Source organism: Shewanella decolorationis S12, from assembly GCF_000485795.1.
Classification (GTDB): Bacteria; Pseudomonadota; Gammaproteobacteria; order Enterobacterales; family Shewanellaceae; genus Shewanella; species Shewanella decolorationis.
The window spans coordinates 647,751-672,257 of record NZ_AXZL01000076.1; the positions used below are offsets into that span (position 1 = coordinate 647,751).

At 48.4% G+C, this 24,507-nt stretch carries 19 protein-coding genes; 5 read left to right on the top strand and 14 right to left on the bottom strand.

Going from position 1 to position 24,507, the window contains the following annotated elements; all coding sequences use genetic code 11:
- Positions 1-6: 6 nt before the first annotated feature.
- The 3 genes from hrpB to SHD_RS19835 form a co-directional block, all read right to left on the bottom strand.
- Complete coding sequence (hrpB, locus tag SHD_RS19820; RefSeq protein WP_039978980.1) at positions 7-2,514, bottom strand: ATP-dependent helicase HrpB; 2,508 nt, start codon at positions 2,512-2,514, stop codon at positions 7-9.
- 175 nt (positions 2,515-2,689) lie between these two features.
- Complete coding sequence (locus SHD_RS19825) at positions 2,690-4,696, bottom strand: TonB-dependent copper receptor (RefSeq protein WP_023268770.1); 2,007 nt, start codon at positions 4,694-4,696, stop codon at positions 2,690-2,692.
- A 193-nt stretch (positions 4,697-4,889) separates the two neighbouring features.
- Complete coding sequence (locus SHD_RS19835; protein WP_023268772.1) at positions 4,890-7,076, bottom strand: putative bifunctional diguanylate cyclase/phosphodiesterase; 2,187 nt, start codon at positions 7,074-7,076, stop codon at positions 4,890-4,892.
- A gap of 171 nt (positions 7,077-7,247) precedes the next feature.
- On the opposite strand from SHD_RS19835, the gene thpR reads away from it, so the two are divergent.
- Positions 7,248-7,820 (top strand): RNA 2',3'-cyclic phosphodiesterase, encoded by a 573-nt coding sequence (gene thpR, locus SHD_RS19840; protein ID WP_023268773.1) that lies wholly within the window; start codon positions 7,248-7,250, stop codon positions 7,818-7,820.
- A 117-nt stretch (positions 7,821-7,937) separates the two neighbouring features.
- Here the strand turns inward: thpR and SHD_RS19845 are convergent, their stop codons facing one another.
- Positions 7,938-8,717: a tetratricopeptide repeat protein gene (locus SHD_RS19845; protein WP_039978780.1), complete on the bottom strand. Its 780-nt coding sequence runs from the start codon at positions 8,715-8,717 to the stop codon at positions 7,938-7,940.
- A 419-nt stretch (positions 8,718-9,136) separates the two neighbouring features.
- On the opposite strand from SHD_RS19845, the gene crp reads away from it, so the two are divergent.
- The 4 genes from crp to SHD_RS19865 all read left to right on the top strand — a co-directional run bounded on the left by crp (position 9,137) and on the right by SHD_RS19865 (position 12,182).
- Positions 9,137-9,772, top strand: coding sequence for a cAMP-activated global transcriptional regulator CRP (gene crp / locus SHD_RS19850; RefSeq protein ID WP_011070954.1), 636 nt, complete (start codon positions 9,137-9,139; stop codon positions 9,770-9,772).
- Positions 9,773-9,854: 82 nt separating this feature from the next.
- Positions 9,855-10,202 carry a PepSY domain-containing protein gene (locus SHD_RS19855; RefSeq protein ID WP_023268775.1) on the top strand — a complete coding sequence of 116 codons (348 nt, stop codon included), beginning with the start codon at positions 9,855-9,857 and terminating at the stop codon, positions 10,200-10,202.
- Positions 10,183-10,857 carry a response regulator transcription factor gene (locus SHD_RS19860; RefSeq protein WP_011715803.1) on the top strand — a complete coding sequence of 225 codons (675 nt, stop codon included), beginning with the start codon at positions 10,183-10,185 and terminating at the stop codon, positions 10,855-10,857. The genes SHD_RS19855 and SHD_RS19860 overlap by 20 nt, the downstream gene beginning before the upstream one ends.
- Positions 10,854-12,182: an ATP-binding protein gene (locus SHD_RS19865; protein WP_023268776.1), complete on the top strand. Its 1,329-nt coding sequence runs from the start codon at positions 10,854-10,856 to the stop codon at positions 12,180-12,182. Before SHD_RS19860 ends, SHD_RS19865 begins: the two co-directional genes overlap by 4 nt.
- 110 nt (positions 12,183-12,292) lie before the next feature.
- Here the strand turns inward: SHD_RS19865 and SHD_RS19870 are convergent, their stop codons facing one another.
- The 10 genes from SHD_RS19870 to sspA form a co-directional block, all read right to left on the bottom strand.
- Positions 12,293-13,096: a DUF1338 domain-containing protein gene (locus SHD_RS19870; RefSeq protein WP_023268777.1), complete on the bottom strand. Its 804-nt coding sequence runs from the start codon at positions 13,094-13,096 to the stop codon at positions 12,293-12,295.
- 165 nt (positions 13,097-13,261) lie between these two features.
- Entirely contained in the window at positions 13,262-14,725 is a 1,464-nt protein-coding gene (gene astD, locus SHD_RS19875) for a succinylglutamate-semialdehyde dehydrogenase (RefSeq protein WP_023268778.1), read from the bottom strand.
- 9 nt (positions 14,726-14,734) lie between these two features.
- Positions 14,735-15,754 carry an arginine N-succinyltransferase gene (astA, locus tag SHD_RS19880; protein ID WP_023268779.1) on the bottom strand — a complete coding sequence of 340 codons (1,020 nt, stop codon included), beginning with the start codon at positions 15,752-15,754 and terminating at the stop codon, positions 14,735-14,737.
- 127 nt (positions 15,755-15,881) lie between these two features.
- The gene (locus SHD_RS19885; RefSeq protein ID WP_023268780.1) at positions 15,882-17,099 is read right to left on the bottom strand and encodes an aspartate aminotransferase family protein; all 1,218 of its coding nucleotides are present in this window, start codon (positions 17,097-17,099) and stop codon (positions 15,882-15,884) included.
- A gap of 308 nt (positions 17,100-17,407) precedes the next feature.
- Positions 17,408-18,319: an alpha/beta hydrolase gene (locus SHD_RS19890; RefSeq protein WP_023268781.1), complete on the bottom strand. Its 912-nt coding sequence runs from the start codon at positions 18,317-18,319 to the stop codon at positions 17,408-17,410.
- Positions 18,320-18,374: 55 nt separating this feature from the next.
- On the bottom strand, positions 18,375-19,520 hold the full coding sequence (locus SHD_RS19895; protein WP_023268782.1) for an HDOD domain-containing protein: 1,146 nt from the start codon (positions 19,518-19,520) through the stop codon (positions 18,375-18,377).
- Positions 19,521-19,719: 199 nt separating this feature from the next.
- Positions 19,720-22,200: a S9 family peptidase gene (locus SHD_RS19900; RefSeq protein WP_039978785.1), complete on the bottom strand. Its 2,481-nt coding sequence runs from the start codon at positions 22,198-22,200 to the stop codon at positions 19,720-19,722.
- Between the two features lie 461 nt (positions 22,201-22,661).
- A complete protein-coding gene (locus tag SHD_RS19905; protein ID WP_039978788.1) occupies positions 22,662-23,231 on the bottom strand; it encodes an anthranilate synthase component II in 570 nt (189 codons plus the stop codon).
- Between the two features lie 156 nt (positions 23,232-23,387).
- A complete protein-coding gene (locus SHD_RS19910) occupies positions 23,388-23,825 on the bottom strand; it encodes a ClpXP protease specificity-enhancing factor (RefSeq protein ID WP_011715796.1) in 438 nt (145 codons plus the stop codon).
- Complete coding sequence (gene sspA, locus SHD_RS19915) at positions 23,825-24,454, bottom strand: stringent starvation protein SspA (RefSeq protein ID WP_011715795.1); 630 nt, start codon at positions 24,452-24,454, stop codon at positions 23,825-23,827. Before sspA ends, SHD_RS19910 begins: the two co-directional genes overlap by 1 nt.
- Positions 24,455-24,507: the final 53 nt, after the last annotated feature.

The following is a 24,507-nucleotide window of genomic DNA, read 5'->3' on the forward strand; positions in this document are numbered from 1 at the left end:
TAAAGGCTATGACTGAGATAAACCTAAGGTTTTCTTCTTGGTAAATTTTGTGGGCTGGGTATTGGCAGGGTCGTCCGGCCACAGGTGTTTAGGATAACGCCCACGCATTTCTTTTTTCACGTCCATATAGGGCCCTTGCCAAAAACTGGCGAGATCTGCCGTCAGAGCCAAGGGGCGCTGCGCCGGTGACAGCAGCTCCATCGTCACCTTCAGCTTACCTTGGGCTAATAGCGGGCTGTCAGCCATACCAAAGGTTTCCTGCAAGCGAACCCGCAGTAAGGCGCGACCCGAGGTCTCATACACTATGGGCGCAAAGGTGCCCGTGGCTAAAGGCCATGAGGTCGGCAACAGTGCATCGAGCGCCTGCTGCTGCGACCAACTCAATTGATTCATCACTAAACTAAAGCAATCGAGTTTTTGTAATTGCGGCAGATTATTCACATTTTCGAGGTAAGGCGCCAGCCATGTTTCAAGGTTTGCCAGCAGCGTGGTGTCGCTCATATCCGGCCAATCGCCATTCGGATCTAACTCACGCGCTAACTTTAACCTCGCTTGAAACTGCGCTAAGTTATCGTGCCAATTGAGGATTTGTAACCCCTGCTGGCGAATGTAACTCAGCAATGCCGCCACAATTTGCGCTCGATTGGGGTTAGCAATCGTCTCGGATTTCAGCAATATCTGCCCGACTTTCATTTGACGTTCAGCCACCGCGCGGCCTTTAGTTTCATCCCAGCCACATTGGTCATGGCGCTCCACCAGCTCGGCCAATTCCTTATCGAACAGACTTGGCGATAATGGACTGGCGAGATAAATCCGCCCGGCATTCTTACCTTCGGTTTCTTGAAAATCCGCCACCACCAGCCAAGGCGTTTGCGCTAAAGCATCTTCGCCGCTAAGCACCACACCCGTTCCATTGGCCAATTGATAACCCTCAACGCCACGGGATTTGGCAATCCGGTCGGGATAAGCCAGCGCCAACAGCAAACCAACATCCTGATGATGGGCATGGGAGGCGATGGCCACTAAATCGGCCTGAGAGAATTGCTTATCTAGCGCCAGCTTTTTAAGCCATTGTTTGGCCTGCTGCCCCGCACTGCCTTGGGTGGCAAAGTGCAGATAATTCATAATATCGGCGCCTTTGCGCGGTAATCCCCGCGCCTCTAAAATCCCCGCCAGTAAACAGGCTAAGGCAGCCAGTTGATGTTCATCGCGAAATTTGGCCACCAATAACATATGGGCAAGGCGCGGATGACACCCCAACTCATAGGCCACTTTGCCATGCAAAGTCAGCTTGTTTTGTGCATCGACCATACCTAAACGCTGAAGCAGTTGCCAAGCTAATGCCTCATTTACCGTCGGCGGCGCAGTCAATAACAGTAAGTCGCTGAAGGATTTCGCGCCCCAGTAGGCACAGTCATGGGCCATGGCGACTAAATCAGCTTGGCTGATTTCGGGCTCATCGGCCTTGAGCAGACGTTGATGCTCTTCTTGGCCCCATAATCGGATACACTCGCCCGCCGCCAAACGCCCCGCACGGCCAGCACGCTGGGTAGCCGAGGCTTGGCTGATACGCTTAAGGCTTAAGCGCGTGACCCCAGTTTTAGGGTTAAAACTCGCTTGGCGTTTATAACCGCTGTCGATAACTAGGCCAATACCCTCGATAGTCAGGCTCGACTCGGCCACGTTGGTGGAGAGCACAATTTTGCGCCTGCTGCTGTCGGCCTTTATCGCCCTATCCTGTTCCTGTGCCGATAGCTCGCCATAGAGTGGGCACACCGCCACTCGGCTGCTATCGAGGCGCTCTTCCAGATACTGCGCCACTCTAAGAATTTCAGCCTTACCCGGTAAAAACACCAGAATATCCTGCGGACCGTTATGACTTAGTGATGTTGCGGCATCGAGCACAACGCGGCTAAGATGGTCGAGCCAATGCTGCTGTCCGGCAACCGGGCGATAGCGAATGTCGACAGGGAAACTGCGCCCTTCACTCTGTAGCAGTGCGGCATCGGGCATCAACTCGGCTAATGTTAGGCCAGATAAGGTTGCCGACATGGCGAGGATTTTTAAGTCATCCCGCAGTGAGCTTTGCACTTCGAGAGCGAGGGCTAAACCAAGATCTGTGGTCAAATGCCGCTCGTGGTTCTCATCAAAAATGATCATCTCAATGCCTTTTAATTCAGGATCTTGCTGGATCATGCGAGTTAAAATCCCTTCGGTAACGATCTCAAGCCGAGTCTCACCACTCACCTTTGACTCGCCACGCACGCGATAACCTACCTCTTGCCCCACCGTCTGTTGCCGACAACTGGCGATAAATTGCGCCACACTGCGGGCGGCTACACGCCTAGGTTCCAGCATTAAAATCCGCCCAGAAATCTCAGGCCAATCCAGCATGGCTAAGGGCAATGCGGTCGATTTACCCGCGCCTGTGGGTGCCTCGAGGATAACTTGCGCATGTTTCGCAAAGGCATCGCGCAGGGATGGCAATAAGGAATGAATGGGTAGATTGTTCAATGCAACAGTATCAACAGGGGAAAAATGATGGGGCAGTTTAACATAGGCCTTAGGCAGTGTCCCTCCCGCGGCCTTAGCTTTGATACGTGGCTGTTTTGTTTGGCATTGCCTTGCTAAAAATAGCATCGCCCCGACAGCAAGGCTCTCGGGGCGCCAATAGTACAAATAAGCCGAGTTAGAACTGATAGGTCAGCTTAGCCCAGAGATTACGCCCCGGCTCGTTGACCCTAAACATGGTCTCACTACCCGGCAGATCGTTACCCGTGCCCGCCTTACTCACATGTTCAGCGTAGGTTGCATCAAACAGGTTTTCGACACCAAAGATAAAGGATAAATCCTTGCTGTATGACCAAGATGCATTCAGTGCCAGCGTACCAAAGCCGCTACTTGGGCCTAAATCTTGGCCCACGATGTTGCCATGGCCTAAGGTGTAACGGTCTTGCGCGGCCACCACACGCCACTGCGCCGCCATTGTCCAAGCTTGCCATTGATAGTTAACGGTTAATCTGGCCTCTAACGGTGATATTTGCCCAAGCGCGACCTTGTCCGTATCGTTTTCACCATGGGTATAACTCACCGTGAGTTGGCTCGACCACTGCTCATTAAGCGCATAGTCTAGGCTTGCTTCGCCACCGAATAAGCTGGCATCGATATTACGCGCTACTGTGGTATTGCTGGTCGAATCAATCAGAATATAGTCATTAATCTCACCATAGAAGAGTGAAACTGAAGCCTCCACAGGCCCCTGATAAATCCAGCCTATATCAAATTGATTGGTCGTTTCAGCTTTAAGATCAAAGGCTTTTTGTGCGGGATTATCGGCACTGGCCTTCATGATCTCCCAATAATCCGGCATGCGCTGCGCCGAGCCAAAGCCTGCATAATATTGGTGAGCATCGAGTTGATATTCATAACGCACATAACCGCTGTAGAGGGTATCCTCCCGCTCACCCTGCTGGGCGATTAACAATTCGCCATCCCAGCGATCGACCCTCAATCCAGCGTGCAAGCTACTATTGCCTAAACCTTGGTTATCAAAGCCATAGCGGGATTCGGCAAACAGCGCGTAGTTTTTATAGCGCATATCTTCCTTAAACGGCTTATTGAGTAAGTCGTCTAAACCAACATCGCCGGGCGCCATACTGCGGCCATCATGCGCGCTAGACATATAATCCAGCCCCAGTGTTAATTCGAGGGCATCGAGCGGGGTCAAATCAAACCAAAGATGACCACCGTCGGTCATCCGGCGCACATTCGAGCCAGAATTCACCCCTTCATCAAATCGGTCCATTATATGGTCGTTTTTGTTACTAAAGGCCTGTAACTCGACTGCGGTCAGCCAGCTCGACTCAAACTCATGTTGGATCAGTAACGCCGCATCACGGTTATCAATTTGGCGAGCCTTATTTAATCTGTCGGCATACTCTGCCTCACCGCTCGACTCTCCGTAGGTTAACTCCACCACAGTGCGCTCTGTTGGCGTCCAACCCAGGGCAAGATTGGCGTTTTGACGGTCATAACTGGATTGCACCTTATTGCCATTGCCATCCTGATAATGATCACTACTCGATTGATTAATATCAAAATCTAGGTAGTAATTCTTATCGCCTGCATTCAACTCCACCATGGCATCTCGTCTATCGAAACTGCCAGCCGTCGCACTGGCACGCCCTTCAAGATCCGCTTGATTAAAACGATGGCGGTTTTTCTCAAACAGAATTGTGCCCGCGGTGCCGACGGGGCCATATTTCACCGTCTGCGGGCCTTTAATTACCGTTATCTGATCGTAGGTTTCGGGATAAATATAATTGGTGGGCGGATCCATACGTCCACCGCAGGCGCCATACACATGCTGACCATCATCGACTATGTTTAGACGCGAACCGCCCAGCCCCCTAAACATAGGATCGCCACCTGAGCCGCCTTTGCGCGTGATGTTAAATCCGGGGATCGAACGTAAAAATCCCGAACCATCATAGGCAGGCAATGGCAAACGGTTCTGTTTAGGATCGCTCACTAAGTGTACGGGTTGACGCATTACATCGGCGGTAACTAGCAGATAATCTTTACATTTTTGGTTTTCACCACAATCGGCCGCCTCAGCAGACCAAGCCAGTTGAGGCGCAGCAGTGCCCAAAACACCCGCTAAAATAACGGCTAATTTGATAGGTTGATACAGCATGACATTCCCCTACATATTGTTTTTAATGATTTTTGTGGGGGTATTGTTGTTACTGGCGAAGGAAGCGCAATCAAAACTCGGCTGGGCGCGACAATCTGTCGCAGCCCAAATTGCGGCGGGTCACAATCGGATTAATATTGATAAATTAATCACTTACATTTTAAGAATTGCAAATAATGAAAAACATCCACACTTAAACAAGCCAAGGATCCGCTAATCCCGAGGTTAATGATAGGAGTGGTGCAGGTTTGTTGATGGCATAACCTTGGGCATAGTCCACGCCTAAGCTTTTTAATTTCAAACCAATTTCTGCCGATTCGACAAACTCCGCCACGACATCGAACCCCATATCTTGTCCGAGCTGACAAATGGCTTTAATAATGGCTTGGTCGGCCTCATCCTCACACAGGTTAATCACAAACTGGCCGTCGATTTTGACATAGTCCACGTTTAAGCGTTTAAGATAGGCAAAGCTTGAGAATCCCGCCCCAAAGTCATCCAGCGCGAGTTGGCAGTTTAATGGCCTCAGCACTTCAATCAATTTAGTAGCTTGATCTAATTGGCTAACCGCGGCGGTTTCGGTAATTTCGATGCAAAGTTTATCCACCAGCTCAGGTTCGGTCATCAGCCGCATTTCAAGCCAATTCATAAACTCGCTGTCCCCCAATGAGGTCGCCGATAGATTAACCGACACAAGCCCCAGTTGCTGCCATGTTGCTAAATGGCTACTTCCCCATTTAAGTAGATTATCAATTACCCACAGGTCCACCTTTGCCGCTAAGTTATAACGCTCGGCAGCTGGCAAAAAAATCGCAGGTGAAACAATAGTGCCATTGGGTTGCACCATGCGCAGTAACACCTCTAGATGTAACCCAGACTGCTGTTTATTTAATGGTGCAATACTTTGAAAATAAAGCTCAAATTGATTGAGTGCAAGCGCACTAACAATATCGACTGATGCCATCATCTCGGTATAGAGACGAGTCATTTTAGGATCTTTAGCACTATATAAATGCCAACCATTACGCCCTTTATCCTTCGCGAGGCGACAAGCGGCATCGGCATGACTCATCACTGTATAAATATCTGAGGCTGACTTATCGAGTTTAGCGATTCCCATACTCACGCTGACATTATGACAACGGTTTTCCCAAATAAACTCATGGGTCGCTAACTGAGTGCAGATCCGTTTAGCGATATGCTGCGCCGAATCCACATTGCAATAATGCATTAAAATCCCAAACTCATCACCGCCGAGACGGGCAACAATATCGCCCTTACGTACCAGTTGTTTAAGACGTAATGCCAACTGGCACAATAGCTTATCACCCGCTTGATGGCCGCTTATATTGTTAATCACCTGGAATTGATCGACATCGATAAAGGCAACACAGGTGGGCATATCGTCCTTGGCGTGCAACAGATTTTCGAGCAATGCCTCAAAATGCAGCCGATTGGGTAACCCCGTAAGGGCGTCATAATTAGCATGGAAAGACAGTTCATCGGCCAGGCGATATTTTTCGCTGACATCCTCCGCGATCATCACTAAGGTGTCTTTATCGCCGTGAATTTGGCTAAAACTGAGCCTCAACCAAACTAATTGATGGAGCGATTTCAATGGTAACTCGCACCAGGCTTGCCCTAATACGCCCTCACGCACCATATGCAGTGTATCGGTTAACATGGCATGTTCTTCTTCACGCACCATATCGAATAAATCATAACCATGTTGTGCTGGAAGGGTTTGCAACGCCACTTTATTGAGCATGGTCAGTTGATTCTGTTTATCGAGTAAGGCGCAGGCTAAGGGCAGTTGATTAAAGACTTCACGGTATTTATTTTCACTCGCTAACATATCGTGGGCGATGCGCGTTAACTCCATAGCAGAGCCAATCATCACAGCTGCATGTTGAAACTCTTGAATAAACGCCTCACTCCATTCACAACACTCAGAGCAATTGACGGCACCAAGGGCAATACGGGTTTCGCCAAACACCACTGGAGGTAACACGAGTAAACTTTTAACATCCCAATCCCTTAATAACGCTCGCTCCGCCTGAGCCTCCGGCGGCAATGTATTCACATCGGAAAGATTCAACAGCTTTGGATTTCTAACCAGAGATCGAAAAAATGGCATACGCGCAAGCGGCCAAACACGCGTTTGCTGGCCTTGACTAAATTGCGGTTTTAAGTAGAGATTACGGGTACGCAGATGATCCAGGGATAAGCTCCCCGTCAGAACAAACACACCGTCGCAGTGAAGTTGAAGCGTAATCGCCTCTAATGCTCGGTCAACATTTTGCTCTAGGGTTTCTAGTGGCGTTTCACTAAAAATCGTCACTAATGCCTGTTGAAGGGGATTTGCTAAACCATCTGACATGAAAAAAGATTTCCTTACCTACAATTCCATTTAAGGTAGTATTTCTCCACTTCCAGCGGAGAAACTCACGTAATCGAAAGCCTATAGCCAACCACCCCAGTAGTACTTTCTGCATTACCAAACAAAAGCATAGCTTATGTTTGGCATTTGAGCAGGCGAAGGAGATAAAGAGTGTTACAACGTCTGTTTCTTGGATTTGCTCCCACCAGCATACAAAGGCAACAACTGCTACTGTTGCAACAAAGCTTGGCATTACAGATAGCGCCGAATGCCAAACCTGTGACTCGCACTAATTTGCACTTAACCCTCGCCTTTTTAGGGCTAGCCAATCCGACTCAAGTTGCACTGTTGCTCGACGGCGTCGATAAGCTAGCTAAACCCCAATTTAGCGTCACCTTGGATAGTATCGCCATATGGCCTAAAGCGCAGGTTTGTTGTTTAAAGGGCGATAACATCAGTCCTGAGTTAGCCCTCTTGGCATCTCAAGCACAGGATTTAGCCCAGCAATTACAGTTGCATCGGAGTGAGCATCCATTTCGGCCCCATATCAGCTTATTTAGAAAGGCAAAGCCGTCAGGCATCTTGGTCAGTGAGCTAACGCTTAAGGAGCTGGTACAGCAGAAAGTCATCCAAGCTTCGATGCTTGAACTCACGCTCGTCCCCGAGCAGCTGCATTTGTATCTTTCCGCCAGTGGTAATCACGGGGTGGAGTATCAAATCTTACATTCTTGGCCGCTCGCATAAGCCTAATCCGCTCACGCGAATAAACATTGCACCAGAAGCAATCCGTAAAAATAATCTGTAAAAACAATCAGCCCGAGCATGGCTCGGGCTGATAGGAAGGTGAGAACGCCGACGGAGTTAATCGAGTAAACGCAAAGTCTCACGGTAGGCGCGCTTTTGTTCATAGCTGTGCAGGCGCTGCTGAAACTCGTCGGTCTTAGTAGCTTCAGCCGTCATCTTTAAAGCGGCTATCGCTTTTTGCTGGGTCGATACCGCGGCACCAAAATCACCGACTTCGGCATAGGCAGCCGCTAAGTTATCGAGGTTGGTGGGGTCGTTCTCATTCACTTTAAGCAGCTTAAGAGATAACTCGAGCGCTTTATTACCATCGCGATATTCGGCCTCAGGGCAAGTTGCGAGAATCCACGCCACATTGCCAAGGGCAATATCATCCCCAACACGAGTAAATTGCTCTACGGCTTTACCGCAGTTACGCGCAATGCCATCGCCACCCGAGGCATAAATAAAGCCTAAACGAAATTGCGCCCAGCGATTACCGCGCTCACCCATGTCCTTATACCAACGTTCGGCCACGGCTAAGTCACGCTTCACTAACTGCCCTTCAAAGGAGAGATCCGCTAAGGTTTGCTGCGCCTTTTCGTGTTGCTGCTCAGCGGCAAGGGTCATCCAATGTAATCCGGTTGGCACTTCTTGCTGTACATAACGTCCAGAGAGAAACATGAGTCCTAGTAAAAATTGTGCGTCGGCATCGCCCTGCTCCGCCTGAACTTGAATATGCACAAATTTACTCGCCGCAACTTCACTAGCTGGCTGTGGAATAGAAAATGCGTGCGCGGCAGCACTCATCCCTAGGGATAGAGTGAATCCTGCGCCTAAAACCCATTGCCTGTATTTCACCTTGTACCTCTTTCAAAAAACAACCGCGTCTTCAAGTTAGCCTGAATTATTCCCATAAGTCGAGCCTAAATCGGCATAATCGAACCCATATTAAATAGAAATAGCCATAAAGCCCCTCAATAATTCCACTTCCCCTATTTATTCGTCGATATTGAGGTTATTTTCTTCACAAAAACCCTTAAATGCGTTTATAAGATGTGATTAACTCTACAGAGTTAAGTGAATCCAGTGAGTTTGGCACCGATTTAGTTGACTAATATCACTAAAGTAGCAAAATAAGCTCTAATTTTAGGTGGTTAATTGCATTTATTCACTCATTCTAAACTAAGAGGTGTATCAAGTTTTTATGAGTGTAATTGACGTAAAATGCTTATTTAGAATATTCTTACTTTCGTTTTAATCAATCGAGGAACATCGACATGGCTCTGATTGGTAAGCCAAAACCGGACCCAACTTTGGAATGGTTTTTATCACACTGTCACATTCATAAGTATCCCGCTAAAAGCACCTTGATCCATGCTGGTGAAGACTCAGATACCCTTTATTACATCGTAAAAGGTTCTGTAGCGGTATTGATTAAAGATGAAGAAGGTAAGGAGATGATCCTTTCTTATCTTAATCAAGGCGACTTTATCGGTGAGTTAGGATTGTTCGAAGAACAAGCTGAACGTACTGCTTGGGTTCGCGCAAAACAAGCATGTGAAATTGCTGAAATCTCTTATAAGAAGTTCAAGCAATTAATCCAAGTTAACCCCGAAATTCTGATGAAGCTATCGGCTCAAATGGCGTATCGCCTACAAAGCACTAGCCAGAAAGTGGGTAATTTAGCGTTCCTCGATGTGGCGGGCCGTATTGCCCAAACATTGTTGCACTTAGCTAAGCAACCCGATGCCATGACTCACCCTGACGGCATGCAAATTAAGATCACTCGCCAAGAAATTGGTCAGATCGTCGGTTGCTCCCGCGAAACTGTGGGTCGTATCTTAAAGATGCTTGAAGAGCAGAATTTGATCCAAGCACACGGTAAAACCATTGTGGTATATGGTACCCGTTAAGATAGACTTCAGCTTGATTTAAGCCTGTTTCATTAAAGTGGCCTAGCATAAAATCTAGGCCATTTTTTATTGGGGAGCATAAATGAAACGGCTGTTATTTATCGGTTTTTTCAGTCTGTTTACGCTGGTGCATCCAACAATAATTCACGCCGAACCGATTGAATTAGAACATTATCAAGCCAAGGCTTTAGTCAACTCTGGACAAATTTTATCACTCAATGGCACCCTTGCTGTGGTGAATCAATTCTGCCAAGGCGAACTAATTGACGCGCATCTCTATCAAGAAGATCATAAATGGCGCTATGATTTACAAATCAAAGTGCAACGCGGCCAAATAGTGAATCTGAGTATTGATGCCACCAATGGTCAACTTGAACACTCCACCGCACTACCGAGCGAATGTCGAAAACATGAAACTGCTACTCGTTGAAGATAACCCTATGTTGGTCTCCGAACTGGAGAAGCAACTCAAACAGGCTGGCTACGTTACCGATATTACTGACAAAGCGCTTGAAGCCGATTACCTAGTAAAAGAAACCCAATACGATTGCGTGATTTTAGATATTGGCCTTCCCGACGGTAATGGACTGGAATTACTCGAAGGCTGGCGTAATCAAGGTATTAGCACACCGGTTATTATGCTTACCGCTCGCAGCCAATGGCATGAAAAGGTCGAAGGCTTTAATGCCGGCGCCGATGATTATTTAGGTAAACCCTTCCATGCACAGGAACTACTCGCGCGTATCCAAGCGCTTATTCACCGTGCACACGGTCGGTTAAATAATCCAAGTAAACAGTTGAGCTATGGTGGCGTCACCTTAGATGAGGCGGAGCAGACAGTCAGCGTTGGCGAGCACTTGTATGAATTGACCGCAATGGAGTTCAGGCTGTTAAAGATCTTCCTCATGTCGCCTAAGAAGCTGTTATCCAAGGCACAACTGACGGACAAGCTCTATCAGTTTGACGATGAGAAAGAGAGTAACGTAGTTGAAGTTTACGTGACTCACCTACGTAAGAAACTCGGTAAAACCGCGATTGAAACCCGCCGCGGCCAAGGTTATATCTTCCACGGCCTGACTGCATGATCTCCATTCGCACTAAGCTCAGTTTATGGTTAACGGGCTTATTGGTGTTAGGCACAGTGATTGGACTCATATTGTTTGAGTCCATGCTGCGCCAAGCGTTTCACGACTCCATTATCAACCGCTTAGAAGAAGATCTTGAGCACATCATGTTGGCGACCCATATCAATAATGGGGAGATCCATATCGATCAGAGCCAACTGTCAAGCTTCTATCGCCCTGCCTATTCGGGCCGTTATTTCCAGCTCAACCTGCCCAATGAAGTGATCCGCTCCCGCTCCCTGTGGGACATGCAGCTCGATATCGAACCTTTAGCGCCAAACCAGACCCGCGTATGGCAGGCAAAAGGTCCGAAAAACAATGATATGCAGCTATTATCCCTAGGACTTAACTCCAGCAGCGCCAATGTCACCGCGACACTTACAGTAGCGCAGGATTTGAGTATCGGCCGACGCGTGTTTAGTGAGGTCTATGGCACTAAGCTTGGGATTAACCTCGCCATGTTGGTGGCCATGATCGCGGGGATCTTCTTGATCCTGCGTCAATCCTTTAAACCGGTAAAACAGATCCAACATGCACTCTCCCGCCTACAAGAAGGCGAGATTAACGCCTTAGAGCTGAATAACATTCCGCCTGAAGTGCAACCGCTGGCGAAGACCTACAACGAATTATTGGAATACACCGCCAAGCAAATTGAGCGTAGTCGCAACAACTTAGGCAACTTAAGCCATGGGCTGAAAACCCCGCTGGCGGTGATGCAACAACAAGTTGAAGCCTTAGGGCTGAAAGATCCCGATACCGCCATGGCGCTGCAACAGCAGCTCGACGCTATCCATAAAATGGTCGAGCGTAAACTTGCAGCGGCGCGGATCACCGGCGATATGTTACCTGCCGCACAGTTAGTGGTACCGAGGGATCTTCACAGCCTCGCCAATACCCTCAACAAAGTGCATAGAAGTAAAAACATCAACTGCGACTTTGAGCTTGATCCTAGTATCCAGCGCCTGCCCATCCATAGGGAAGATGGTATGGAGCTCTTAGGAAATCTGCTCGATAACGCCTTTAAATGGGCGGGCAGCCAAGTCACAGTAAAACTATGGAAGGAACAAAACAAACTCTGCCTCAGCATAGATGATGATGGCCCTGGCGTTGCCGACGACGAACTCGATAAACTCACCCAAAGGGGCACGCGCCTCGATGAATCTGTGATGGGTCATGGCCTAGGGTTATCGATAGTAAAAGAAATTGCCGAGCAATATGGCATTGAGCTTAAATTTAAGCACAGCAGCCACTTATCTGGCCTCAGCATTGAGCTGGTATTTAGTTAAGCGTGCTTAGCGAACAAGTGTTAAGCTATGTGCTCTAAGTGCTACCAATAAAAACGCCATCGAACGATGGCGTTTTTGTTTGAGATGAGTCAGCAAATCGCCTTAATTCATTAGGCCTTTTTCGCGTTGGTGCTCTCAAAAATCTTATCGGCTGATGCAGCCACAAACCCAGTGTACAGCTCGCCATTCGCCTTGGGATAACGCAGGGCAAATTCATAGAAGCAGCTTGGGATCTCAACCGTTGCATCGCTAAATGCCACTGCGATTTTATCGGCCATGGTCGATGATTGTTCCAGTAACACCTCTGGCGAACCTTTGATCTCGCCACCTGAACTATTGAGCACAAAGCCCGCTTGCTTAAGCGCATTGTTCACAGACTCTAATGTCTCGAAGCCCTCGAGGTGATTGATAGAGACTGTAAAATGGTTGGCACGGTAGCCAAAGGCCGCAACCCAAGCCGCATATTCGCTCTCTTCGAGCAGCGTCTCATAGGTCTTAGCATCCAGCGTCCAATGGCGACCCGAATAGATAAAGTTATCCGCTTTAGTCGCCTCTTCATCCACTTGGGCAATCAAACCTTGGATAGTGCTTTGCAGCGATGGGCTAAATTCTTCCACCAATAACTCAGAAATAAACACCTTTGGCTGAGTCGCATCTGGGTGCTCAAAATGCTTAGCCACCAGTTTTTTCTGTTCAAACTTATAGTCACCACAAGCCACATAACCTAAAGAGGTAAAGTGCTCGGCCAATACGGCTAAATTCACCTTAGCGATGTTAAAAGTACGCAGGGCGATATGGTCGTTGATAATCGGCTTACCGTGTCCGAGTAGCTCGTGCACCTTGGCCGCAGATGGGGTCATTTGAATATAGTCTTGCCAGAGAGCGGCAAATAACGCATTGATATCTGTGTGCATAAAAAACTCCTTTTATTGTGCTGCGACTATAGTGCGTATTGTTTTGCCGCTCGCACTCAATGTAACGACCCTAGCCACTTGCTGCACAACGGCGCTCAGTAGCAGCCCAAGTAACGTTACTGCTTGCTATGAAAAAGGAAGAACCTAGGTTCTTCCTCAATGATGTCACTCTAAACTTAACCCTGGGCTTAAGCTTGCGGGTAAACTCACCGCATCCGCCTCAACGGAGGCAACAGGGTAAGCACAATAGTCGGCGGCATAAAATGCACTCGCCCTGTGGTTACCCGAAGCGCCTACGCCGCCAAAGGGGGCTGCGCCAGAAGCACCAGTGATCTGCTTGTTCCAATTCACAATACCCGCACGAATGCGGGCGAGGAAATACTCATAATCATCACGGCTATCGGCCAAGATCCCCGCGGATAAGCCATAACGGGTTTGGTTAGCCAGCTTAATCGCTTGGTCAAAATCGCTGTAGCGTACTAATTGCAGCAGTGGTCCGAAGTATTCTTCATCGGGTAACTCGCTCACCGCAGTCACATCGATAAGCCCGGGTGAGACTAAGCCTGTTCCCGCTTGCAGGTGAGTGAGTTCAACCAGTGAGACACCGCCTAAGTTCTGTAGGTTAGCCTGCGCCGCAACCATACCTTTCGCCGCAGCTTCGGAAATCATTGAGCCCATAAATGGCTGTGGCTGCGCGTTCCAAGGACCGACTTTAATCTGCTTCACCGCTTCAACCAACTTGGCCACTAAAGCATCGCCCTGCTCGCCTTGCTCAACATAGAGCCTGCGGGCGCAGGTACAACGCTGGCCAGATGAAATATAGGCCGATTGCAGAATATCGTGCACAGCCGCTTTAATATCGGCGACACCTTTAATAATCAGCGGGTTATTACCGCCCATTTCTAAGGCGAGGATCTTACCCGGATGACCCGCATATTGTTGATGCAACAGGTGACCAGTGCGAGAGCTGCCGGTAAAGAACAGGCCGTCGAGTTGTGGGTGCGACGCCAGCGCCTTACCCGTATCGACTTCGCCTTGCACTAAGTTGATAACACCCGCGGGCAGACCCGCCTTTTCCCAAAGAGAGACCATCAACTCGGCCACTTTTGGGGTTAACTCTGAGGGCTTAAACACCACGGTATTGCCCGCGAGCAGCGCTGGCACTATATGACCATTGGGTAAATGCCCAGGGAAGTTATAAGGCCCAAACACAGCAACCACACCGTGTGGCTTATGGCGCAATACCGCGCGCCCTGCTGGCGTATCATTGGCCTCAGTGCCGGTGCGCTTATTATAAGCCGTTGCCGACAGGCCAATCTTACCAATCATGGCAGCGACTTCTGTCGCCGTTTCCCATTGAGGTTTACCAGTTTCCTGAGCAATCGTTTCGGCTAATTCGGCTTTATTCGCTTCGAGTTGGCTGCGATAGGCTTCGACAATCTTTAGACGCGCATCAAAACCTAACATAAACCAATCGAACTGAGCTTCACGGGCAGCATCGACGGCGGCATTGACTTGATCAGCAGTCGCCGTTTGGCCACGCCAAATGATTTCGCCATTTGCTGGGTTGCTAGAGGTCACATCATGACCCTTGCCAGTTTGCCACTGGCCTTTAATAAAATGTGTCATTTGCTATTCCTACATTGCCAAAATACGGATTTGATCGCCTTTTGCGAGTAACAAACCCTCGGCGAGTTCTGGGCTTATTACCACCTGCTCGGTTTTGTCATCGACAGCAAGACAAGCGGAGGTCGCACGGTAATTGGCTAATTGAGTGTTAGAGACAATAAATTGCTTATCGGATTCAGGCATTTCACCAATATCCACGGTCAGCAGACGGCTCTCACGCACGGCGCGGATATCTGTGAGACGGCATTCCACCGTTGGACCACCATCGAAAATATCCACATAACCACGGCATCTAAAGCCTTCGGCCTGAAGCAGACTCAAGGCTGGACGGGTATTGGTGTGCACTTCGCCTATCACTTTTTGTGCTTCTTCTGGCAGCAGGCAAACGTACACGGGGTTGCGGGGCATCATCTCCGCCATAAAGGCTTTTTTGCCTAGACCCGACAGGTAATCGGCCTGAACAAAATCAATACCTAAAAAGTTTTTTTGCAGCCAACCATAGAAGGGGGAATGACCATCGGCATCGCTCACACCACGCATTTCGGCAATCACAGTCTCGCCAAAACGCTTTGCATGTTGAGCTAAAAACAGAAAACGGCTGCGGGATAACATGCGGCCATTATTCCCCTTACGATAAGGCTCCCGTAAAAACAGGGTACAAAGCTCGGCGGCGCCAGTGTAATCGTGGCACAGAGTTAAGGTTTCGACCTCGTTGCGAACTTCGATTTGCTCAGAATGATAAACCTCTGTCCCGAGGCGATAGTGGTAGAAGGCATCCTCCATACCCACTGCGGCTTCAATGGCACAAGTACCAACCACTTCGCGGGTCGCGGTATCCTCGAGTACCATCAAATAGCCTTCATCGAAGGGCTTATCAACCACCTTAACGAATGAGGCTTCTGCACGGGCAATTTTATGCCTAAGCAAATCGGCATTGACTGGCAATGAGGTAAAGCCATGGCCAGACTCTTCGGCGATTTGATATAGAGATTCAAAATCGCCTGCCTTAATAGGACGTATGATTAACATCTTAGTGTCTCCTCACTTAAGCTTGCTGTGCATCAAGGCGCCTATCTTAAAAAAGACAGGATAGATACACGCAAGTATTCCCTGACAAAAAAGGAGTGCGAATAAAATTCAGCACTCCTTTGGTCGCTTAGGCAGCAGCGATGCTCGCCACAGCACGCTCAAAACGTGCTAGGCCCTCTGCAATATCTGCCTCAGGGATCACCAGTGAAGGAGCAAAACGTACCACATTAGCACCCGCCATCAGGCTCATTAAGCCTTCAGCAACAGACGCTACTAAAAAGTCACGTGAACGACCTTGGTACTGTTCATTAAGGACCGCCCCTAACAGCAAGCCTTTACCGCGAATTTCAGAGAAAACATGATATTTTTCATTAATTTTGTTCAGACCATCGCGTAATAACTGCTCGCGATGTTTCACACCGTTCAATACTTCCGGTGTGTTAACCACATCTAATACCGCGTTGCCGATAGCGCAAGCTAATGGGTTACCACCGTAGGTTGAACCGTGAGTACCGACTTTCAAGTGCTCCGCAATTTCTGCGGTCGTCAGCATAGCTGCGATCGGGAAACCACCGCCCAGCGCTTTAGCCGTGGTCAGAATATCCGGCACTATGTCGGTGCCCATGTAAGCATATAGTTCACCCGTACGGCCAACACCGGTTTGTACTTCGTCGAAAATCACCAGTGCATTGTGTTTATTAGCCAGTTCACGCACCGCTTTGAGGAACGCAGGATCAGCGTTAATAATACCGCCCTCGCCTTGCAGCGGCTCTAGCATGATGGCGCAGGTTTTATCCGATACGGCCGCTTCTAATGCAGCAACATCGTTATAAGGTAAGTGGGTGATGCTTTGTGGTTTTGGACCAAAACCATCTGAATAGGCTGCTTGACCGCCAACGCTTACGGTGAAGAAAGTACGGCCGTGGAAGGCTTTATCGAAGGCGATAATTTCATCTTTCTCTGCGCCGAATTTTTCTAAGGCATAACGACGGGCCAATTTCAGTGCCGCTTCGTTCGCTTCGGCGCCTGAGTTGGCAAAATACACACGCTCAGCAAACGTACTGTTAACCAACTTAGTTGCAAGCTCAAGCGCTGGCTCGTTGGTCATCACGTTAGACAGGTGCCATAATTTTTCGCCTTGCGTTTTTAAGGCATTCACTAAGGCGGGATGACAGTGACCTAAGCAATTTACCGCGATACCGCCGGCAAAATCGATAAACTCGTTACCCTCTTGATCCCATACTCGGCTTCCTTCGCCACGTACAGGGATCACGGCAGCAGGCGCATAGTTAGGCACCATAACCGCATCAAACTGGGCACGATTCAACTTCATATCAACGCTCATTCTTCTTCATCCTTTGTTTAAATGTAACGACCTCGGGAGCCGTCTGAGTCCCCAACGTATCTTTATCTTGAGTTAGTGATACAGGGTATGCTTGTGTCTATTAATAGCCATTATTAGCGAAATTGTGATCAAAATACCAGTTTTTCACAAACAACATTCGCCGTGCTTTGGGTCAAAGTGCATAAAGATTGTAGTTTAAGAACTATACAAGCGTTTACGCCAGAGGCCTTTAGCATATTTAGTCAGAAAAAAAGTTATTTACCCCTATTTTTGCTAGCTATTCACTGAATATGAATAACTACACAATTTTAACGAATCAGCTGTGAAAGCACAAAATCTGCAATTTGCTCCCTCGCCTCAAGCGCTTCTGGCAACAGATGGAACAGAGGAAAAACATGGGGCATGTTGTGATAAAAACGCGATTCGATCGCGCCACCACAGGCCTTAATTTGCATAACCAGTCGTTCTGAGTCCTGTAAAAGTAACTCGCGCGTACCAGCAATCACTAAGAGTGGCGGCAAGTCAGCCAAGTTCCCCTGTAAAGGTGAAACCCGTTCAGACATAGGATTCGCCCCTGCAAGATACGCTCCACGCAGCCGCAATAGCGACTCAATGGTAAAGAACGGATCATCGGCGCCTAAAATCAGCTCAGTATCGCCCGTAATGGCTAAATCAAGCGCGGGTGACAACAACACACAGGCTTTAGGCATGGGCAGATGGCGCTTTTTAAGTTCGAGCAACAGACTTAAGGCTAAATTGCCGCCGGCAGAATCGCCCATTAGCACCAGATTATCGTTGCCTTTCAACTCAATTAAATGCAGGTAAGCCTCGACCACATCGTCACAGGGCGCGGGATACGGATGTTCCGGTGCTAAACGATAATCCGGGATAAACGTGTCTAGGCGACAACGTTCGCTGATATCGGCCACCAGTCTTGCATGGGCATGGGGAGTCTTAAAACAGAATCCGCCGCCGCGAATGTAAAATAGATTGCCCAAACGCGGCGTGTCATTGAGCAGCAAATAATGCAGTAGTGTGGAATGTTGTAAGGGAATTGAGGCAGTAACGAGTTTTTCAGGCCATGGCAACCAGCGCTTATCTAGCTCTAATAAACGTTGCCGAACTTGGCTTAGAGGGAGTTTGGCTTTACCTCGGCTGATCGATGGCCGTGCCACATAGGATAAAATAGTATTTAATACAGAAGCTTGCCAGCTTGGCATTTTCCGTCCTCCACATCAGTGCCGCAATTAGACACCGATGGGAACGGCGTGCAGATTACAGCAGATCCAACTTCCGATAATTCTGTGCTTTTAGGCGCAGTACTTCCTGCTCGCTGAGCTCGTAATAATCGAACATTAAGCGTTTTTCCTGCGGCTCGATTTGGCGCATCTCTTCAAGCAACAGCACCTTAGCATAACAATTCGCCCGTGCCACTAATGCGGCCGGCATAGAGAGTTCGCGGTAAGTTAAAGTTTGGTCCAACTCTTTAAGCAATTGAGTTAATGGACTCTGCTCAAACTTAAGTAACTCTAATAGTTGCCAATTAAGCTTATGTCCATGGGCTAACACTTGCTCAAAAACCACTTTAGCAGGGAATTCGGTGGCAATAACAGCATCATACACTTCTTTATCGCGACTCGAGCTTGCCTCACGGATCCAATTGCCCCACGTTTTATCAAATAAACGCGCGCTGAGACTCAGCACGACCGAGGTGCCTAACTGATTCAATAATGCACCACTATAAACTAAGGCCGAGTCAGTATTATGAAGCTGCGCTAACGCATTCGCGGCTATTCCGCTCACAATGCTATAGCGCCATAGCTTACGGGTGGTCCAGAGTAACTTAGCATTGCCACTGGGCAGCCAATTACGCAGGCAAAAATAAGGAATAATGGTGCGCAGGTTTTCTATACCAATATAATTCATCACTAATTTGATATCGGTGACGCGTACGTCGGAACTTTGCGGGCGGCGCGCCCGAAATGCAGGACTATTAACCATATTGGTTAAATCGCGACACAACCAGCTTAAATTACTGATTAAAGGTCTTAACCGCGTCGCATCTAGGTTTTTTGCCAGCAACAGCTCGAGCAACAGGAGCTGTGACTCGTTAATATCCGACTTTGCCAGCACTAACTCTGGGGATGCCAGTTGATGCTCAATGGCATTATTGACCGTTTCGGTGAGTTGCTTTGAGATGGCCTCAAAAACTTCACGGGCCTGAATTTGTTTGAGAAGTCGCGACAGAATCGCCTCTCGCTCGACATCGAGTTTATTGGCATCGGCCTCAAGCTCTCGGTCTAAATCATCCAATAGAGTAGGACTGGCTTTTTGTTTACCGAGAATAAGTTGCTGATAGAGTCTATGTTCTATCTCTAAAACCTTGCCAGGTCTAACACCACCCGCTACCGATATCGCCACAGTTTATCTTTCCTATTTCGCCCGTGCTAAGTGGCGCGCATACGCTAAAATCGTTAAAAACATGACAATTTCAGCATATAGGTTACCTCTTGGCAATAAGCAACAGGTCACAATCTCACAACATTAATGCAGGGCTTGCGCCCGTAAATTATGCTCAAGAAAAAGGCCTCGATATGAGGCCTTAATAGTTTCGCGAAATTTACTTAAGCTCTTGTTCAAACAGCTTATAAATACGGCGATATTCGTCCAACCAACTCGATGGCTGACGGAAACCATGGGGCTCAACTGGATAAATTGCGGTTTCGAACATAGGTTTTTCCAGCTCGATAAGGTGCTGCACCATACGCACGCTATCTTGGAAGAACACGTTGTCATCCATCACGCCACTCATGATAAGTAGCGGCTTAGTCAAACCTTGGGCATGCTCGATAGGCGAGCTACGCTCGTAGGCGATAGGATCAACATCCGGTGTATTTAAAATGTTGGAGGTGTATGGCGCGTTGTAATGTGCCCAATCCGCCACAGGGCGCAATGCTGCGCCTGCTTGGAATAACTCAGGCTCAGTAAATAAGGACATAAAGGTTAAGAAGCCGCCGTAAGAACCACCATAAGTACCGACACGCTTAATATCCACGTTGGCATTTTGGCCCATCCAAGTCACGCCGTCTTTTAAGTCTTCGACTTCTGGGTGACCCATGTTGCGATAAATCGCCGTGCGCCAGTCGCGGCCATAACCTTTAGAGCCACGGTAATCCATGTCCATCACCACATAACCCTGCTGGGTCAGTAGGTTGTGGAACATAAACTCACGGAAGTAACCACTGAAACCATAATCGGCATTCTGTAAGTAGCCCGCACCATGGTTAAAGATAACCGCGGGATATTTTTCGGCGCGCGATTTATCAAAGCCCTGGGGCAAATAAACCCGCGCATACACTTGGCCTGCTCCATGGTTAGAAGGGACGGCAACCACTTCGGGCGCTTGCCATGGATATTGCTTAAAGGCATCGCTGGTGTATGACGTGAGCTGTTTTAACTCACCGCCAATCGGCTGAACATACAGCTCATTCGGCGCTGTACGGCGAGAGGCATTGAGCAGCAACTTAGTGCCATCGGGGCTTAAGCTGTAATCTAAGTTACCGTCCCACTGGGTTAATTGCTCATTTTTGCCCGAGGCAATATTCACACGGTGAACGTTGTAAATGCCAGGGTGGCTTTGGTTAGCCTTGTAGTAGATGTAGTTTGCATCGGGCGACAGGGTGATGTCACTTACCACAAACTTACCTTGAGTCAAGGCGCGGGGCTTTTCGCCACGGGGTTTGATATAAAGCTGGGAATAACCTGTCTCTTCAGAGAGATAATACAGAGTGTCTGTTCCTGGTAACCAGCCAAATTGGTTATAGTCGTAGTTCACCCAAGCATCATCATGGAGGCGATGCTCGGTGATAAACTTGCCCTTTGCCAGATCGACACTGGCAATCCAGCGGTCTTTGTTATCGGTCGCTTCGACCATCACCGCCAGTTTGTCCTCAGACTCATGCCATTGAATCGCGCTTTGAGTCCAGCCCCAATCCTGCATCAGCTGGATTTTACGAGGTGCCTTAGTACTTTGATACGACTCACCTTTTGCCTTGGCGTTTTCACTCTTCACCTTAGCTAAAACGTCCTCATCGAAGCCTGTTAGGCCTTCGATAGTCACATCAATCTGTTTATGCTCATTTAGATCGAGCACCACAAAGCGTTGCCCCGGAGGCGTATCTTCTGCAACACGGGCACGTACTGGCACAGGATCGATATAGCCTTCGCTACCGAGGTAGTTTGGCATGATGTCGTGTTCACTGCTGCCGGTGTAATTTTTATCGGTTAAGGCCACAAACAGATAGCGACCGTCTGGTGACAAACTCAGCTCAGACACCACCTCAGCATCACCGAGATACCAAGTGTTAGCGGCGAGGGTCGGATCGCTCTTTTGCAGTTCGTTCTTAAACTGTTCTTTGGCTTTAGCATTTTCTTGCTGCAACGCCACATACTGAATGAGTCTGTGCTGCTGTTTGGCTAGGTAGCTGCTCGGCTCTTTCACGCCCTCAGGCGCTTTAGCCATTTTGATTTCAGCCAACTGCTCGACTAATCCACTGTCTTGATGGATTTGGAAAACATTATCCCCTTGCCAATAGGCAATATCGCCATTGTTAAGGTAACGCAGACCACTGATCGCCGTTCGCTGGCGGGTAAGCTGAGTGATTTTGCCAGAGCTTAAATGCTTAACAAAAATATTGCCTTGATAGAGATACGCCTTGTTGGCCTTAGCACTGTTTAACACACCAAACTGTTGGTCCGCCGCGTGTAGCTTATCGATAGCCAGTTCAACGGCGCGGCTGTCATTAATGCCCTGCTGATAGTAATTCCGTAGCGGCGATGCGCTAGGTTGGCGGGCAAAGAAAACGCTCTGGCTGTCATCGCTCCAGTAGGCTTCCTTAGCGAAAATCCCCATCCAATCGGGGTTCGCCATAATTTGATTCAGCGTAAGCGGTTGTGAAACTTGGGGAGGCTGAGCTAAAGGGACTTGATAAGCCTGTGGTGTGGTCGCGGGAGTCGCCGTTTCAGTTGAGGTGGCGGCGCAACTCGTCAATACCGCAACGGCTAACGCACTTAAACCCAAATTTCGCATTACGCTGTTCATTCGTCCTTCCTTTTATTGTTATCGCAGCCCTAGCAACACTCTGGAGTAGACTCCAAGGCGAGTGGGCAAGCGTCGTTTTGCGGCAGTTATATCACACTTGGGCGACATATTTGCTTAAAAGGAGGAGAAATCTTGTAACAAAGCTTAGGGCGTGTTGACGTTTCGAGATTGAATTTTGTTCGTTCTGGCAAGCTCATGCTCGGGAAACGAGGAATGAAGTGTCGTTATTCGACTCAAATGACGAGCTGCTCTTATGACCGGAAGTAAGCTCAAGGGCTTGCCAGACGAACCCTTCGGGCAGCATTTGGCGGACGTTTCTGCCGCGTTATCGTCCGTTTATGTAGAATAACTACACTACACGGACTTTGCCTTGCATAAACGCCCACCAAATTGCTGCAAAAACACCCCTGAAACGTCAACACGCCCTAGAGCTGAATAGATCTTTTGGATTTAATCTAAGCCTATTGCGACAAGAAATTTGCCAGCAATTCATGACCTTGCTCGGTCAAAATTGACTCGGGGTGAAATTGCACGCCAAAAAGTGGCAGCTGCTTATGGCTCATGGCCATGATTTCGCGCCCGTGGGTTGGGTCGTCAAACCAAGCGTCCAGCACAAATTCCTCAGGGACAGCATCGACCAGCAGTGAATGGTAGCGGGTTACGGTTAATGGCTGATTTAAGCCTTTAAACAGGCGCTCGCCAGTATGAGTAATCGCACTGACTTTGCCATGCATGACTCGCTGCGCTCGCACAACCCTAGCACCAAACACCTGCGCCATGGCTTGATGCCCTAAACACACACCGAGGATAGGTAAACGATCGGCAAAATGCTCAATCGCCGCGAGGGAAATCCCCGCCTCATTGGGCGAACAGGGGCCTGGAGATATGACTAAATGGCTCGGTGCCAGAGCCTCGATTTCCGCTAAGCTGATTTCATCATTGCGTTTAACCACGATCTCTTGCCCTAACTGCTGAAAATACTGCACTAAGTTAAAGGTGAAAGAGTCGTAATTGTCGATCATTAGCAACATACAAAATCCATTGGCTCAAATGGTAAGTCGATGCATTCCACGGCTGAAATGCGGCGCAAATGCTACCACAGGCCTTTGCGCGGATTAAACCTTTATCCAATAAAAAAGCCAGTCAACAGACTGGCTTTCAAGAGTATAGAACAGGGCGCAATTAACCTATTTAACTAAGGTTAAATGGCTGCGACGCTTAGGAGGCTCATCCGTTGGTTCGGTTGGCTTCTCGTTTGTCTCGATAACTGACAAGGTCGATTCAGCTTCCTCTTCGACCAAGTATGCATCTTCAATATCGAAGACAGTCCCTGCGCCATTTTCACGGGCGTAAATGGCCACAATCGAGGCCATTGGCAATAATACCTGTTGAGGTACACCACCGAAACGCGCATTGAACTCCACAAATTCATTACCAATTTGCAAATTGCCCACCGCGCTGGCCGCGATATTTAATACGATCTGGCCATCCTTCACGTACTGCTGTGGTACTTGGGTGCCTTTCACAAAGGCATCCACGACAACGTGAGGCGTTAATTGGTTGTCCATCAACCAATCGTAGTAAGCCCTGAGTAAATAAGGACGATTTGGAGTCAACGCTTTCATTACATTCCCATGCGCATTTCGCGTTCAGCTTCAGTCAACGAAGCTTTAAATGATTCACGCTCGAAAATACGTGTCATGTAGGCTTTGATGTCTTTCGCTACGCGGCTGTCTAACTCGATACCTAATACAGGTAAACGCCATAATAATGGGCCGAGGTAGCAATCCGCTAAACCGAATTCTTCGCTCATAAAGTAAGGCATTTCACCAAATACAGGTGCGATTGAAAGTAAACTTTCAGTCAGTTCTTTACGGGCCGCTTCAGCGCGATCGCCTTTGCGAATACGGTCAACGAGTGAGTACCAGTCAGTATCGATACGGTGCATCATCAAACGGCTTTGGCCGCGAGATACTGGGTAAACAGGCATCAAAGGTGGATGAGGGAAACGCTCATCCAAGTATTCCATGATGATACGTGATTCATACAGAACGAGTTCACGATCTAACAAGGTTGGCACTGAGTTATAAGGATTTACTTCAAGTAAATCTTCAGGCATTTCATTAGGGTCGACCTGTAAAACATCAACAGTAACCCCTTTCTCAGCTAACACGATACGCACTTGATGGCTATACAGATCATCAGCACCTGAAAACAGTGTCATGACAGAGCGTTTGTTGGCAGCAACAGCCATTGATACCCTCCAGAGTCGAAATAAAACAAAAGTAAACGAGGGGCAAAGCCCCC

What these genes read in the sequence shown, in the direction of transcription:
- SHD_RS19860 (WP_011715803.1), top strand. Translation starts at nt 10,183, where the DNA reads ATGAAACTGCTACTCGTTGAAGATAACCCTATGTTGGTCTCCGAACTG.
- SHD_RS19870 (WP_023268777.1), bottom strand. Translation starts at nt 13,096, where the DNA reads ATGCACACAGATATCAATGCGTTATTTGCCGCTCTCTGGCAAGACTAT.
- crp (WP_011070954.1), top strand. Translation starts at nt 9,137, where the DNA reads ATGGCTCTGATTGGTAAGCCAAAACCGGACCCAACTTTGGAATGGTTT.
- SHD_RS19910 (WP_011715796.1), bottom strand. Translation starts at nt 23,825, where the DNA reads ATGAAAGCGTTGACTCCAAATCGTCCTTATTTACTCAGGGCTTACTAC.
- SHD_RS19885 (WP_023268780.1), bottom strand. Translation starts at nt 17,099, where the DNA reads ATGAGCGTTGATATGAAGTTGAATCGTGCCCAGTTTGATGCGGTTATG.
- SHD_RS19890 (WP_023268781.1), bottom strand. Translation starts at nt 18,319, where the DNA reads ATGCCAAGCTGGCAAGCTTCTGTATTAAATACTATTTTATCCTATGTG.
- SHD_RS19825 (WP_023268770.1), bottom strand. Translation starts at nt 4,696, where the DNA reads ATGCTGTATCAACCTATCAAATTAGCCGTTATTTTAGCGGGTGTTTTG.
- SHD_RS19900 (WP_039978785.1), bottom strand. Translation starts at nt 22,200, where the DNA reads ATGAACAGCGTAATGCGAAATTTGGGTTTAAGTGCGTTAGCCGTTGCG.
- SHD_RS19835 (WP_023268772.1), bottom strand. Translation starts at nt 7,076, where the DNA reads ATGTCAGATGGTTTAGCAAATCCCCTTCAACAGGCATTAGTGACGATT.
- astA (WP_023268779.1), bottom strand. Translation starts at nt 15,754, where the DNA reads ATGTTAATCATACGTCCTATTAAGGCAGGCGATTTTGAATCTCTATAT.
- astD (WP_023268778.1), bottom strand. Translation starts at nt 14,725, where the DNA reads ATGACACATTTTATTAAAGGCCAGTGGCAAACTGGCAAGGGTCATGAT.
- SHD_RS19905 (WP_039978788.1), bottom strand. Translation starts at nt 23,231, where the DNA reads ATGTTGCTAATGATCGACAATTACGACTCTTTCACCTTTAACTTAGTG.
- SHD_RS19865 (WP_023268776.1), top strand. Translation starts at nt 10,854, where the DNA reads ATGATCTCCATTCGCACTAAGCTCAGTTTATGGTTAACGGGCTTATTG.
- sspA (WP_011715795.1), bottom strand. Translation starts at nt 24,454, where the DNA reads ATGGCTGTTGCTGCCAACAAACGCTCTGTCATGACACTGTTTTCAGGT.
- SHD_RS19855 (WP_023268775.1), top strand. Translation starts at nt 9,855, where the DNA reads ATGAAACGGCTGTTATTTATCGGTTTTTTCAGTCTGTTTACGCTGGTG.